This window comes from Archangium sp. (assembly GCF_036388035.1).
In the GTDB taxonomy this organism is placed as follows: Bacteria; Myxococcota; Myxococcia; order Myxococcales; family Myxococcaceae; genus Archangium.
Window position 1 is genome coordinate 1 of record NZ_DASVSO010000781.1, and the last position, 13,133, is coordinate 13,133.

A 13,133-nucleotide genomic window follows, 5' to 3' on the forward strand; every position below is an offset into this window, starting at 1 on the left:
GACAAGGCCGCGGAGGCGAACCTCCAGGGCGAGGGCACCTCGCCGATGCTGGTGGTGGATCCGCTCGCCGTGGACTTCGGAAACGTGCTGGTGGGCAATGCCTCCGCTTCTCGCACCCTCAGGCTCACCAACACGGGCACTGGCCCGCTCGTCCTGAGCTCGATCGTGTTGGGTGGGGTGGATGCGACCTCCTTCATCCTGTCCTCGCCCGTGCTGCCCCTGAGTCTGCAGCCGGGGGCCACGACGGCAGTGTCGGTGGCGTTGCGGCCGGATGCGGAGCGGTCGTTCTCGGCCCAGCTCATGGTGGCGTCCAACGACGCGAGTGCGCCCAGCGCGGTGGTGGCCCTCTCTGGCGCGGGCGTCCGTCAGCACCTCCAGCTCTCGGAGTCGCTGCTGGAGTTCGGGAAGCAGCTCATCCACCACACCTCGAGCCCGCGCAAGGTGCGCGTCACCAACGCCAGCGGCTTCAGCGCCACCCTCGCCGAGCTGACGGTGGAGGGGGCGGGGGCCTCTCAGTTCACGCTGACGAAGTTGTCGCTGCCGCTCGTGCTGGCTCCCGGCCAGGAGCAGGAACTGGGGGTGGCCTTCACCCCCCTGGCCGAGGCCGAGGTGAATGGCAAGCTGAAGCTCACCTTCAGCGACTCGTCGCAGCTCGAGACCGTGCTGCACGGCAAGGGCATTCCGACGGTGCTCTCCATCCAGCCCTCGCCGCTGGACTTCGGCGTGGTCCGCGTGGGGGGCAGCAAGCGCGAGCAGCCCCTCACCCTCACCAACCTGAGCAGTGAGCCGATTGTCCTCGCCGTGCCGGAGGAGACGTACAGCACCGGGGAGCTCTTCGCCTTCGACGACTCGGCCCTCGCGGGACGTACGATCCAGCCCCACGAGTCCATCATCGTGCCGGTGGGCTACCAGCCCACGGTGGAGACCCTGTCCGAGACCCGCCTGTCCTTTGGCACCACCTCGCCGGCCCAGCCCCGGGCGGTGGACGTCCAGCTGAAGGGGAGGGCGACGCTGCGCCTTCTCAGCACCGATCCGGGGAGTCTGGACTTCGGACAGGTGGAGGTGGGCGCGTCGGTGGAGCCCAAGGTGGTCACCGTCACCAACAAGTCCTCGCAGCAGCAGCGCGTGGTGGTGAAGCTGCGGAGCATCGAGGGGACGCCTTTCACGCTGGGCACGAGGGCCCTGGCAGATCCCCTTCCTCCGGGAGGAAGCGCCACGTTCACGGTGGCCTTCCAACCGCAGGCGGAGGGCGAGGCCCGGAACGAGGTGGAGGTGTGGCTGCAGGGCGAGAGCGAGGCCGAGGCGCTGATTCCCGTCACCGGGACTGGCCACGCCAAGGCTCCGGACGAGGCGGGTGGATGCTCCTGCGGTAGCACCGAGGCGGGGAGCGCGGGAATGCTGGCGCTGCTGGCGCTGGTGGGCCTGGGCTCGCGGCGGCGGCGGCGCGGGTAGTCGGCTCGTGAGCCCCAGTCACTGTTGAGGTGACTGGGGTGGGTTTCAGGACGGGGACGGGGCGAGGGTGCCCTGTCCCCGTTCTTCTTTGGACTCGCGAAGGGCTGGACCTCAGAAGGAGATGACCCAGCTCCTCCAACGTCGATTGCATGTCCGAGGGCAGGCGGGCTCGCGGAGGGGGGAGGCGAGACACGAGGGGCGCGGTGGTGCGCCTCAGCGCGTGACCGTGCCCGTCAGGTCATACACCTCCTGGATGCTGCGCAGCGTCTCCCGGAAGTCGAGCTGCAGGTCCTTGATGAGGCCCGTGCGCATGTCGAACACCCAGGCGTGCACCGTGGGGAAGCCGCGTTTGAGGAAGGACTGCTGCACCGCGGCCGTCTTGATGATGTTGATGCACTGCTCGGTGACGTTGAGCTCCACCAGGCGGTCATAGCGCTGGGCCTCGTCCGCGAGGGTGTCCATCTCGGCCTTGTGCAGGCGGTACACGTCGCGGATGTTGCGCAGCCAGGGATTGAGGATGCCCAGGTCCATGGGCTGCATGGCCGCTCGCACTCCGCCGCACCCGTAGTGGCCGCACACGATGATGTGCTTCACGTTCAGATGCCGGACGCCGTAGTTGATGACCGACATCACGTTCAGGTCGACGTTGTTGACCAGGTTGGCGACGTTGCGATGGACGAATACATCGCCGGGCGACAGGCCCATGATTTCATTCGCCGGCACCCGGCTGTCGGAGCAGCCGATGTAGAGGAAGTCCGGGTGCTGCTCGCGCGCGAGCCGGGTGAAGAACTCGGGGTCGTCGCGGAGCTGCTCCTCGGCCCAGCGGCGGTTGTTCTGGAAGATCTGATCGTATGGAGTCACGGTCGGGGCCCGCGGAGGACAGGGTGCGGTCCATCCCGCACCGGCCAGCCGCTCGGTGGAACGGTTGGTGGTGCGACCTTCGCACGGATGGGGCCGGAATCAGAAGAGTCGGATTCCCACGAAGAAGGCGGTGCTGAGGCCCAGGCGGGTCCAGCGTCGGTCCTCCTCGGTGAACTCATAGGTGCCCCGGGTGAGGCGGAGCGCCTGGGCGCCGGTGCCAAAGCGCACCCGGGCCTCGCCCCCCAAGAAGACCCGGGAGCCGGCCGTGGGGAAATAGTTCCCCCCGATGCCGAGACCGAAGGCAGGGCTGCGGTCTCTCCCCTCGTAGCGGTAGTCCGGGGCGGAGAGCGTGGTGCGGGTCTCCATCCCGCCGAGCAGCAGGAAGCCCTGGAGGTCCACCTTGCGGTAGTTCCGGTTGGCCACGGTGAAGTGGTAGCCCAGGCGGCCCAAGGCGTAGAAGTCCCGGCGCGAGGTGTCGCGCTCGGAGAAGAGGTTGGGCACCCAGCACGCCAGGGCACACTGGTTGACACTCAACTCGGCTCCCAGGGAGAGCGTACCGGGGCCGAGTGGCAGCACACCGAGGTCCGCGGCGGCGCCGGCCTCGACGGAGAGCGGAAGCAGCGAGGCCGCACCGCCCAGGCGCAGGTCGAGGTTGCCCCAGCGCATGAGCGGGCGGGGCTCCGTCGGGGTCGCGGGGGGAGTTGCCTGGGCCTCGGCCCACGCGGGCGCAGCCGCCAGCCATCCGAGCAGCAGCAGGCTCCGGCCAGGGATGAGGGTGGGGAGTGACATGACCGGTGCTCTCCTATGAGGGCGGAGGGCCTGACCAGGTTCCACACCCGCGTGAGCGCCAGGACGCCCCTCAGTGCCTGGCATCGGCCTCTTCCTCCGCCAGGGCCAGGCTGAACGAGAAGGTCGAGCCCTTTCCCTCCTCGCTCTCGAACCAGAGGCGGCCGCCGTGCCGCTGCATGAGCTGCTCGCTCAGGTGCAGCCCGATGCCCATTCCCCCGCGGTCGGACGCGAGCCCCTCGTGGGCGCGATAGAAGCGCTCGAAGAGCTGGCCCTGCCGCTCCTGGGGAATGCCCATCCCCTGGTCCCGGACCGACACCACCGCCGTGGCGTCCCGCGTCGTGACCGAGACCTGGATGATGCCCCCGTCGGGTGAGAACTTGATGGCGTTGTCGAGCAGGTTGGACAGCACCTGATCGAGCCGGTCCCAGTCCGCGTCGACTGTTACGGGGCCGTCATGCTCGAACACCAGCCGGTGCTGGGCGGAGACGCCCCGCATGCGCTCCAGCACCTCGTCCACCAGCTCGCACAGGTCGAAGCGCTGGCGCCGCAGGTTGAGCCGCCCGAGCTGGAGCCGGGACACCTCGAGCAGTTCCTGCACGAGCTCGTTGAGCCGATCACTCTGCCGGTTGAGGACCTGGAAGGCCTTGCCCTCCCGGGGCTCGTGCCCTCCCGGCGCCCAGCGATTGAGGAGCTGGGCATACCCCTTGATGCTGGTGATGGGCGTCTTCAGCTCATGGGCGGCCGTCGAGAGGAACTCGTCCCGCATCCGCTCCAGGCGCTTGAGCTCGGTCAGGTCGCGCATCACCACCACCGCCAGCTCCGGCCGCACCCCCTCTCCCATGACCACGGGGGACGCGGTCACGCTGATGTGGAGCAGCTCTCCGCTCATGCACCGCAGCTGGTACTCCTCCTCCCGGACCGTCTGCCCGTACAGGGCCCGCTGGCTGGGCAGCTCTTCCCAGGTCACCCGGCTCCCGTCCGGATGGCGGATGTCGAACAGCTCGATCAGCTGGCGGACATCCGCGGGGGTCCGGCCCACGTTCAGCCCCAGCAGCTTCAGCGAGGCCCGGTTCGCCTCCACGATCTTCCCTCGCGAGTCGATCAAGAAGAGCGCGTCGGCCATGCTCTCCAGGCTCGTGCGGTGGCGGGCCTCGGACTCACGCAGGGCCGCGGTGTCCCGGCGGATGAGGGCGTAGAGCAGGGCCGAGGTGGCGGCCACGAACAGCCAGCCCTTGAGGATCTGCATGTGGGCGAAGGCGCCGACTCCCCGCACCACACCCGCGAGGAGCACGTCGGAGAGCATGATCCACAGCCCGGCGACCACCGTGTAGACAGCGACAGGCCGCCAGGGGGTGGGAGGCCGTCCCGTTTTGGCCGCCGTGGACATGACACCTTCAAAGCTAAACGCGGTGTCGAGGCACAGGCAGTCCCAAGCTGCCGGTCGCTTCCCTGTCGCCCGAGCAGGAGGGCCTGCCCGGAGCGTGTCCAGAGTCCCCCCGCACGCGAGGCTACTTGATGAGGCCAATCTCCCGCAGGCGCTGGAGCAGGAAGGCCTCGGCGGTGATGGGGGGCTGGCCCGGCTTGTCCGGCGTCACCGTGCACTCCAGGGGCTCGAGCATGCAGTCCGGGTAGGGGTGCACGAAGAAGGGCATGGAGTAGCGCGTGTTGTCCTCGGCGAGCGAGGGCGGGTTGACCACGCGGTGGGTGGTGGAGGGGATGACGCCGTTGGTCACCCGGCTGAGCATGTCGCCCGAGTCCACGACGATCTGCCCGCGCAGCGTGTCCACGGGGATCCACTCGCCATCGCGGGTGAGGATCTCCAGGCCCGAGGCGGTGCCCTCGCACAGCAGGGTGATGAGGTTGATGTCCTCGTGCTCGGCGGCGCGCACGGCGCCCGGGACGAACTTCTCCTTCAGGGGCGGGTAGTGGATGACGCGGAGCACGGAGGTGCCGTCCTGCGCCATGTCGCTGAAGGTGTTGCGGTCGATGCCGAAGTACTCGGCGATGGCCTGGAGCATCACCGCCGCCGCCTCATCGAGCGCGCCGAAGAGGGCCTGCGTGTTCGTGCGGAAGCCGGGCACCTCCTCCGGCCACAGGTTGTGGGGGGCGGAGGTGGGGCGGCGCGGGTGGCCCTCGGGCAGGTCGCGGCCCACGTGCCAGAACTCCTTGAGATCGCCCACGGTGCGGTTCTTCGCGTGCTCCTTGCCGAAGGGCGTGTAGCCGCGCTGACCGCCGAAGGCGGGGACGTGGTAGCGCTGCTTCACCTGCTCCGGCAGGCGGAAGAAGGACTCCACGTCCGCGTAGGTGCGGCGGATGAGCCCGTCGTCGATGCCGTGGCCCTCGACGGAGACGAAGCCGAACTCCTTGAGGGCATCTCCGAACACCCGGACGAAGCGAGCGCGCTCCTCGGCGTTACCGGAGCGGTAGTGGGACAGATTGACGAGAGGGATGCGGCGAGTGGTGCGGGACATGGCACGCGCACTCTAGCCGCGACCAGGGCATGACGTGAACCGGCCGGGAAACGGCCGGGGGCTCCGGCCCTAGAAGATGGCCGCCTCGCAGGTATTACTGATGAAGTGGTTGTCGCAGGTGGAGATGGCGTCCAGGAAGGAGGCCTTCTGCTCGGGCCGGCAGGTGGCGAGCTTCTGGTAGCACTCCACCTGGTGGTCGAGCTGGTCCAGGTCCTTTCCCGCGCACTGCTGGAGGTTCTGCTCGCACCGGCTCGGGTCGAAGGGGGGCAGGGGGGCGCGCTCCAGGCAGGGTCGGGACTTCTGATCCACGTCGGCGTACGCCTCCGCCAGATCCTGGCAGGGCGTGCTGCGGCACCCGGTGAGGACCGCCACCGCCACCATCCAGGCGAGCATCCATCCAGACTTTCGCATCCGGGCGTCCTTCCTTGTTGCGGACAGGGGAGTCCTGAGAGGAGAGTCGGTCATCCTACCTGCCGGGCAAGCGGCCGGGCGCGGCAGACGGCGCCCCTGTCCACAGGCGGGCATGTAGGAGGGGAGGGGTGGAGGGGAGTGCAGGATGTGCGCCGCCCCCCTGCATCTGTCTTGACTCCCCAGGGCTTCTCCCGTAGATCGGGCCCCCTTTGCATCGTAGGACGGGGCTACCCGTCCGAAATGCGCGCGGGCCTTTAAGGGTTGAAACAACCCGGACAACCAGGGGTTCTACGATGTACGCAGTCATTCGCACGGGCGGCAAGCAGTACCGCGTGGCCGAGGGCGACGTGCTCCGGATCGAGAAGGTCTCGGGAGACGTCGGCGCCGAGGTGACCTTCAACGACGTCCTGATGCTCGGTGGTTCCGACAGTCCGAAGGTGGGGCAGCCGACCGTGTCGGGCGCCCGGGTCGTGGGCAAGATTCTCGCCCAGGACAAGCACCGCAAGGTGCTGCACTTCCGGAAGGAGAAGGAGGGCTGGACGCGCCGCCGTGGCCACCGCCAGCCGTACACCGAGGTCAAGGTGACCTCCATCTCCGGCTAGTCCGGGTTACCACTTCCCGGAGCGCCGAGCGGCGCGCCGGCAGCACAGGAATCGGTGTCATGGCTCATAAAAAGGGACAGGGTTCTTCGCGCAACGGTCGCGATTCCAATCCGCAGTACCGCGGCGTGAAGGTGTTCGCCGGCGAGACCGTCAGCGCGGGGAGCATCCTCGTGCGGCAGCTCGGCACGGTCATCCACCCGGGTTCCAACGTGAAGCTGGGGCGTGACTACACGCTCTTCGCCACGGTGGACGGGGTGGTGAAGTACGAGCGCCAGGGACGGGACCGTAAGAAGGTCTCCGTCTATCCGGCTCAGACGAGCGCCTAGTCGGCCTCGAAGGAGGGAGCCCGTGTCACGGGCTCCTGTTTGCCTTGTGAGCGGGTCGCTCCCGGTCCAACCGCCTCCCGGCGCTGGACGCGGAGGCGGCCCGTTCCGCATTTAGAGGGTCGTATGAAATTCGTCGATGAAGTCCGAATCCACGTGAAGGCCGGGGACGGGGGCAACGGGTCCGTCTCCTTCCGGCGGGAGAAGTACATCGACCGCGGCGGTCCCAACGGCGGAGACGGGGGCAACGGCGGCTCGGTCATCTTCGTGGCCGATCCCCAGCTCACCACCCTGCTGGACTACCGCTACCAGCAGCACCACCACGCCCGCAATGGCGAGGGCGGCATGGGCAACGACTGCAACGGTCGCTCGTCCGATGACCTCGTCCTCCGCGTGCCGGTGGGCACGCTCATCTACGACCATGACACCGACGAGCTGCTGGCGGACCTGAGCGACGCGGGCCAGCGCGTGGTGGCGTGCAAGGGCGGGCGCGGCGGCCTGGGCAACATGAACTTCGCCACCTCCACCCGGCAGACGCCGCGCTTCGCCCAGGACGGCACCCCGGGCGAGGAGCGAACGCTGCGGCTGGAGCTGAAGCTGCTCGCGGACGTGGGGCTGCTGGGCTTCCCCAACGCGGGCAAGAGCACGCTCATCTCCATCGTGAGCCGGGCGCGGCCGAAGATCGCCAACTACCCCTTCACCACGCTCGTGCCCAACCTGGGCATGGTCCAGTACAAGGACGGCCTGTCCTTCGTGATGGCGGACATCCCCGGCATCATCGAGGGCGCCAGCGAGGGCGTGGGGCTGGGCCACCAGTTCCTGCGGCACGTGGAGCGCTGCAAGGTGCTCATCCACCTGCTGGACATGGGCGCTGAGGGCGAGGGGCGGGATCCCATCCGCGACTTCGACATCCTCAACGCGGAGCTGCACAAGTACAGCCAGGAGCTGTCGCACAAGCCGCAGGTGGTGGCCGCCAACAAGCTGGATCTGCCCGAGGCGCAGGCGAAGCTCGAGGCGCTCACGAAGGAGATGGGCAAGCGCGGCATCGCCGTCTTCCCCGTCTCGTGCGCCACGGGCGCCGGCATGCAGCCGCTGCTGGACACGGTGGCCGAGGTGCTCTTCACCGGCAAGACGGACAAGCTGCACGTGGAGCCGCCGCCGAAGGCTCGGGCCCAGAAGAAGGCCCCCGCCCAGCCGGCCAGGGCCGCCGTGAAGCAGGCCGCGGCCAAGAAGGTGGCCGCCAGGAAGGCCCCGGCGAAGAAGGCCCCGGCCAAGAAGGTGACCGCCAGGAAGGCCGCGGCGAAGAAGGCCCCGGCGCGCAAGATGGCGGCGCGGAAGGCTCCCGCGAAGAAGGCGGTGAAGGCGCCGGCGCGCAAGGCGGTGAAGAAGGCCGCGCCGAAGCGGGCTCGGAGGTAGCCATGACGGGCGGCGGTCCTCGTTACGAGAAGCTCGAGAAGGCTCCGGTGGATGCGGAGTCCCTCGTGCTCGACGTGCGCAAGGAGAAGATCGACAAGATCCTCTCCCAGCGCACGCGGACCTTCACGGTGGTGCTGGACCGGCTGGAGGACAGCTTCAACATGGCCGCGGTGCTGCGCACCTGCGAGGCCAATGGCCTCCAGGAAGTGCACATCATCGTCAACCCCGAGGCGCCCTTCATGCCCAACTCGCGGGTGGCGCAGGGCTGCGACAAGTGGCTCGACGTGAAGCTCTACAAGGACTTCGCCTCGTGCCGCGCCCACCTCAAGTCGCGCGGCTTCGCCCTGTACGCCTCGGCCATCCGCGAGGACGCCACCAGCCTCTACTCCCTGCGCTTCGACACGAAGATCGCCCTCGTCTTCGGCAACGAGCGCACGGGGGTGAGCGACGAGGTGCTGGCCCAGTCGGACGGCACCTTCTGGATTCCCATGCGCGGCTTCAGCCAGAGCCTCAACATCTCCGCCGCCGCGTCGGCCAGCATCACCCGGGCCATCTCCTGGCGCGAGGAGCACCTCGGGCGCGTGGGGGACCTCACCGAGGCGGAGGCCCAGGAGCTGCGCGACCGCTTCTACGTGCTCTCCGTGAAGCAGCGGCGGCGCATCTTCAAGAAGCCCCCCCCTCCACCCAGGCCTTGAATGCCGGGGCCCTGGCCCCGTCTGTAGGTACAGTTGGACTCGCGGGCGTCTCGCCCGCCTGGAGAGAGCTCAAGCCATGTCCCTCGAGAAGCTGCTCTTTGCCCTGCTGACCGCTCCGGTGATTGCCCCGGTGCCCACCACCGTCACCCACCAGGTGGTCGCCCAGGCGCCTGCTCAGCAGGCTCCCGCTCCGGCGGCTCCCGCGCAGGCCGCTCCCAAGGCGGAGGCCCCCAAAGCCGCTGAGGCCCCCAAGGCCGCCGAGAAGAAGATGGCTCCCGAGGTGAAGGACCTCGTGGAGCGGATGCAGGCCTTCTACGAGAAGACGCAGGACTTCACGTCCGACTTCAAGCAGGACTACAAGTACAAGGCCCTGCGGCGTACGCAGACGTCCACGGGCAAGGTCACCTACAAGAAGCCGGGCCTGATGCGCTGGGAGTACGAGAAGCCCTCCAAGCGCACCTTCGTGCTCGCCGGCGAGAAGGTGTACGCGTACGACCCGGAGGCCCAGACGTTGAGCGTGGGCCGCATCGACACCACCCAGCTCTCGGCCTCGGTGACGTTCCTCTTCGGCCAGGGGAAGCTGGCGGACGAGTTCTCCATCTCCAAGGGCGAGTGCAAGGACTGCAAGGGCACGCTGCTGGTGCTGGACCCGCTCAAGGCCGATCCGCGCTTCCGCCAGGTGCGCCTGGAGGTGGACCCGAAGACGGCCCAGGTGCTCAAGAGCACGGTGGTGGACCCGGACGGCAGCGAGAACACCATCTCCTTCCTCGGCCTGAAGACGAACGTGGGCGTCGCGGCGGACAGCTTCAAGCTCAACCCGCCCGAGGGCACGCGCATCGACGACTTCACCAAGGCGACGCGGAAGTAGCCCGTGCGGAGCGCGCGCCTCGGGGCCCTCCTGCTGGTGCTCACCGGGTGCCTCCGGGGGGCCGGCCCCGTCGCGCCCGCCGACGTCCCGGGCAGCCTCGCGGGCCAGACGCTGCCACTGCTGCCCTCGCCCAACCTGCGGCTCGTGGTGGAGGGCCGCCTGCGCGGGCGTCTGGTACCGGTGGTGCTGGATGTCTCCCGGGCGCTCTCCGCCGTGTCCGCGGGTTGCTGGGACGAGAAGAACCCTCCACCCCCCGTCGTGGGCAACGCGCGCGTGCCGGACGTCTACGCCGGACCCGGAGGCGTGCGGGACTGGCCCCTGGTGCGCGTGTCGGGCCTGCGCGTGGGCACCATCCCGCTGGGGCCTCGCGGGGTGGGGCTCACCGACGAGCGCGCCTGCGCGGTGACGCTGGGGGCGGACGTGCTCGCGCCCTACGCCTTCACGGTGGATCCGCTGCGCCGCGAGGTGTCCTTCGAGAAGTCCCGCCCCCGCGCCGACTACCTGGCCGAAGCGGCCGCTCCTGGCGGGGACCCGGCCGAGGAGGTGCTCCGGCTCGAGCTCTCCCGGGAGCCGGTGGGGGACTGGCCGCTGCTGGCGGCGCGGGTGACGCAGGGAGAGGCGGCCCTCACCGGGCCCTTCGTGCTGGGCACGCGCGAGCCCTTCTCCCGGCTGGCGCTGGGGGCCGCGACGGCGCAGGGCTTTCAGCCGCTGGAGACCGCCGCCAACCTGCCCCCGAGGGCCTACGTGGTGGACGCGGTGGAGCTGACCTCGGGCCTGGGCGTGCAGCCGCTGGTGCTGGAGGCCGGGGTGGGGTGGAGGAACCCGACCACGCTGGGCCGGCTGGGGCCGGACGTCTGGGGCCGCTTCCGCACCACCGTGGACGTGCAGGGGGACACGCTGGTGCTGCGCCGGCCGCGCGTGCAGGTCATCGAGGGCCGCCAGCGCTGTGCTCGGCCCGGAGCGCAGAACCCGGAGGAGCTTCGCGAGGAGGCCTGCTTCGGGCTGCACGTCCGGCGAGGCGCCGAGGGGCGCATGGCCGTCACGGCGTCGGCGTTCCGTGATCTCCCCGAGGGTGGGCGGCTGCACCTGGAGCTCCTGGGCGAGGACGGCAAGCCGCTGACGCTGGACTGCCAGGTGGGGTTCTCGTTCGCCCCCACGAGTCGGGGCGTGACGACGCAGCATCTCGTGCCGTGGCCCCGGCTGGCGCACGCGATGCCCGAGTGCAACGAGGCCCTGAAGACGGTGCGGGGGTACTCCCTCGCCCTCTTCGAGGAGGGCCAGCTCCAGGAGTGCCCCAACGCGTGCATCTTCGTGCACCAGCCGAGCACCCGGCGCACCCTCTGCGAGTGCCAGCCGACCCCCTTGGGTGACGCGGTGGCCGTGCCCCGGCGGAACAACACGTCTCAGCCGCCGACGAAGAAGGAGCGCGAGCAGGAGCCCGAGGATCCGCGGTGAACGTCGTCGACCCCGCCTCTTCGCTCGCCCGGTGGAGACTCGTTGCGCTGCTGGTGGCCTGGGGAGCCTTCGCCGCCTGGTGCGTGAGCGGCATCCCTCCCTCGGTGGATCTGCCCGCCCACGCGGCGCAGATGCAGACGTTCGCCGACGTCCTCCGGGGCAACCCGGAGGTGTCCGCCTGGTACGAGGCGCACCTCCCGCTCGGCTACGGGCTGCCCATCTGGCTCTTCCTGCCAGTGACACTGCTGACGAATGGCGCCTTCGCGGCGCGGCTCGCGGCGTGGACCGTGCTGATGTTGTTTCCCCTGGCGCACCTGGCACTCGCGCGCACCTTCGGGCGGCCCTCGTGGACGGTGGTGCTCGGACTCCCACTCGCCTTCAACATCTCCTATTGGTACGGCTTCCTCCCGAGCTTCTTCGCCCTGCCGCTCGCCCTGCTCGCGCTGGCCCTCTACCTGCGCGCGCTGCGCGGCTCCGGGCGCGTCGTGGGGGCCATGGTGGGGCTCGCGCTCCTGTCCACTGCGACGATGCTCTCGCACCTCGTCTCCTTCGGGGCCCTGTGTGTCGGCGTGGCGGCGCTCGCGCTCACCTCGGACTCCCGGAAGCGGGCGGTGGGGCTCGCCGCCGTGGGCCTCGCGCCTCCGTTGCTCCTCTGCGCGGCCCGGGTGTTGACGCTCCTGTCGAGGGCCTTCTCGCCCGGCGACCACACGGTCCCGGACTACGGGTGGGGCTCGCACTTCAACTGGCTCCTGCGCAACTACCGCCCCGAGGGCATGCTCGCCGTGGTGTGCCCGCTGGTGATGACGGCGGTGTTCGTGGTGGCCTACCTGCGTCACCGGCGCGAGGAACCTCGGGCTCCCTGGGTGCTCTTCCTGGCGCTCGGCGTGCTCTTCCTGCTGACGCCCAAGGCGCTCTCGGGGGCGTGGCTCATCCACGTGCGCCTGCCCGTGCTCGCGGGCTTCATTGCCCTGCTGCTGGTGGACCCGGCGCGCATCGCCCGGCCGGTGAAGGCCCTGCTGCTGCTGCTCGTTGTGCCCTCGCTCGCCGAGACAGCGCGCTTCCATTGGCGCTTCAAGCACGAGGTGGCGGGACTGGAGACGCTGGTGGCCCAGCCTCCGCCTCCCGGCGTGCATGGCTACGTCTCGCTCGTCGGGAACCGCTCCCAGGGCAGTCGCCTCGTCTACCTGGAGCACCTCGGCCAGTGGTGGACGGCCAACCAGGGCGGGGTGGGACACCACTTCTTCGCCAACGGGGACCACCTGCCGGTCCGCTTCCGCCCAGGGCGGTCCCTGCCGCAGTGGATGGACGCCAGCTCCGCCGAGCAGCTCGCTCCCTTCAGCGCACTGCTGGTGTACGGCGAGGGGCCGCTGCCCGAGTCCTTCGCGGGCTTCGAGGAGACGGAGCGCGTGGGTTCCTGGCGCCGCTTGGAGCGCCGCTGAGGCGCCGTCCAAGCCATCCGAAGTGAGTCCGCTTCAGGGGTGACGAACAGCGTCAGCGTCCGCCCGCACACGCCCGCCACGACCCCTGAGCCCGGCCACCTCCCGGCCGCGCTCCTCGCCAACCTGTACACTTAGTGGACAAGTTGCCGAAAACCGGGTCCGGCGGGCCCCTGTCCTCCGAGAACCGTCGGCCTTCCGGTCGCGCTTTTCAAAAACCTGTCCGACTGTTGGACAGGTTTTTCGAAACCGAGCCCGGAGGGCCTCTGTCCTCCGAGATTCTCGGACCTTCCGAGCTCGCTCCTCTTCAACGGGTCTGACCGGCGGACCCGTTGCGCGAGCGTGCGTCCGGCG

General features: G+C 69.6%; 13 protein-coding genes. 8 read left to right on the forward strand and 5 right to left on the reverse strand.

The genetic code is table 11. From position 1 onward, the window contains the following. Positions 1-1,452, forward strand: a 1,452-nt coding sequence (locus VF697_RS32250) for a choice-of-anchor D domain-containing protein (protein WP_331100966.1), incomplete at its 5' end; no start/stop codon positions are given. 213 nt (positions 1,453-1,665) lie between these two features. Here VF697_RS32250 and VF697_RS32255 read toward each other — a convergent pair. The 5 genes from VF697_RS32255 to VF697_RS32275 all read right to left on the reverse strand — a co-directional run bounded on the left by VF697_RS32255 (position 1,666) and on the right by VF697_RS32275 (position 5,984). After that, the gene (locus tag VF697_RS32255; RefSeq protein ID WP_331100968.1) at positions 1,666-2,313 is read right to left on the reverse strand and encodes a carbonic anhydrase; all 648 of its coding nucleotides are present in this window, start codon (positions 2,311-2,313) and stop codon (positions 1,666-1,668) included. Positions 2,314-2,412: 99 nt separating this feature from the next. Continuing rightward, positions 2,413-3,102 carry a hypothetical protein gene (locus tag VF697_RS32260; protein ID WP_331100969.1) on the reverse strand — a complete coding sequence of 230 codons (690 nt, stop codon included), beginning with the start codon at positions 3,100-3,102 and terminating at the stop codon, positions 2,413-2,415. Between the two features lie 70 nt (positions 3,103-3,172). Then, positions 3,173-4,489, reverse strand: a complete 1,317-nt coding sequence (locus VF697_RS32265; RefSeq protein WP_331100971.1) for a sensor histidine kinase — start codon at positions 4,487-4,489, stop codon at positions 3,173-3,175. 121 nt (positions 4,490-4,610) lie between these two features. Further along, positions 4,611-5,573, reverse strand: coding sequence for an isopenicillin N synthase family dioxygenase (locus tag VF697_RS32270; RefSeq protein ID WP_331100972.1), 963 nt, complete (start codon positions 5,571-5,573; stop codon positions 4,611-4,613). A gap of 69 nt (positions 5,574-5,642) precedes the next feature. Continuing rightward, positions 5,643-5,984, reverse strand: coding sequence for a hypothetical protein (locus VF697_RS32275; protein WP_331100973.1), 342 nt, complete (start codon positions 5,982-5,984; stop codon positions 5,643-5,645). A gap of 293 nt (positions 5,985-6,277) precedes the next feature. Here VF697_RS32275 and rplU point away from each other — a divergent pair, with 293 nt between their 5' ends. The 7 genes from rplU to VF697_RS32310 all read left to right on the forward strand — a co-directional run bounded on the left by rplU (position 6,278) and on the right by VF697_RS32310 (position 12,782). After that, positions 6,278-6,586: a 50S ribosomal protein L21 gene (gene rplU, locus VF697_RS32280; RefSeq protein WP_331100975.1), complete on the forward strand. Its 309-nt coding sequence runs from the start codon at positions 6,278-6,280 to the stop codon at positions 6,584-6,586. 59 nt (positions 6,587-6,645) lie between these two features. Next, positions 6,646-6,912 carry a 50S ribosomal protein L27 gene (rpmA, locus tag VF697_RS32285; RefSeq protein WP_331100977.1) on the forward strand — a complete coding sequence of 89 codons (267 nt, stop codon included), beginning with the start codon at positions 6,646-6,648 and terminating at the stop codon, positions 6,910-6,912. A gap of 123 nt (positions 6,913-7,035) precedes the next feature. Continuing rightward, complete coding sequence (gene obgE, locus VF697_RS32290) at positions 7,036-8,325, forward strand: GTPase ObgE (RefSeq protein ID WP_331100979.1); 1,290 nt, start codon at positions 7,036-7,038, stop codon at positions 8,323-8,325. Between the two features lie 2 nt (positions 8,326-8,327). Further along, positions 8,328-9,020, forward strand: a complete 693-nt coding sequence (locus tag VF697_RS32295; protein WP_331100980.1) for an RNA methyltransferase — start codon at positions 8,328-8,330, stop codon at positions 9,018-9,020. A gap of 76 nt (positions 9,021-9,096) precedes the next feature. Continuing rightward, positions 9,097-9,888, forward strand: a complete 792-nt coding sequence (locus VF697_RS32300) for an outer membrane lipoprotein carrier protein LolA (protein ID WP_331100982.1) — start codon at positions 9,097-9,099, stop codon at positions 9,886-9,888. A gap of 3 nt (positions 9,889-9,891) precedes the next feature. Continuing rightward, complete coding sequence (locus VF697_RS32305; RefSeq protein WP_331100984.1) at positions 9,892-11,343, forward strand: hypothetical protein; 1,452 nt, start codon at positions 9,892-9,894, stop codon at positions 11,341-11,343. After that, positions 11,340-12,782, forward strand: coding sequence for a hypothetical protein (locus tag VF697_RS32310; protein ID WP_331100986.1), 1,443 nt, complete (start codon positions 11,340-11,342; stop codon positions 12,780-12,782). Before VF697_RS32305 ends, VF697_RS32310 begins: the two co-directional genes overlap by 4 nt. Positions 12,783-13,133: the final 351 nt, after the last annotated feature.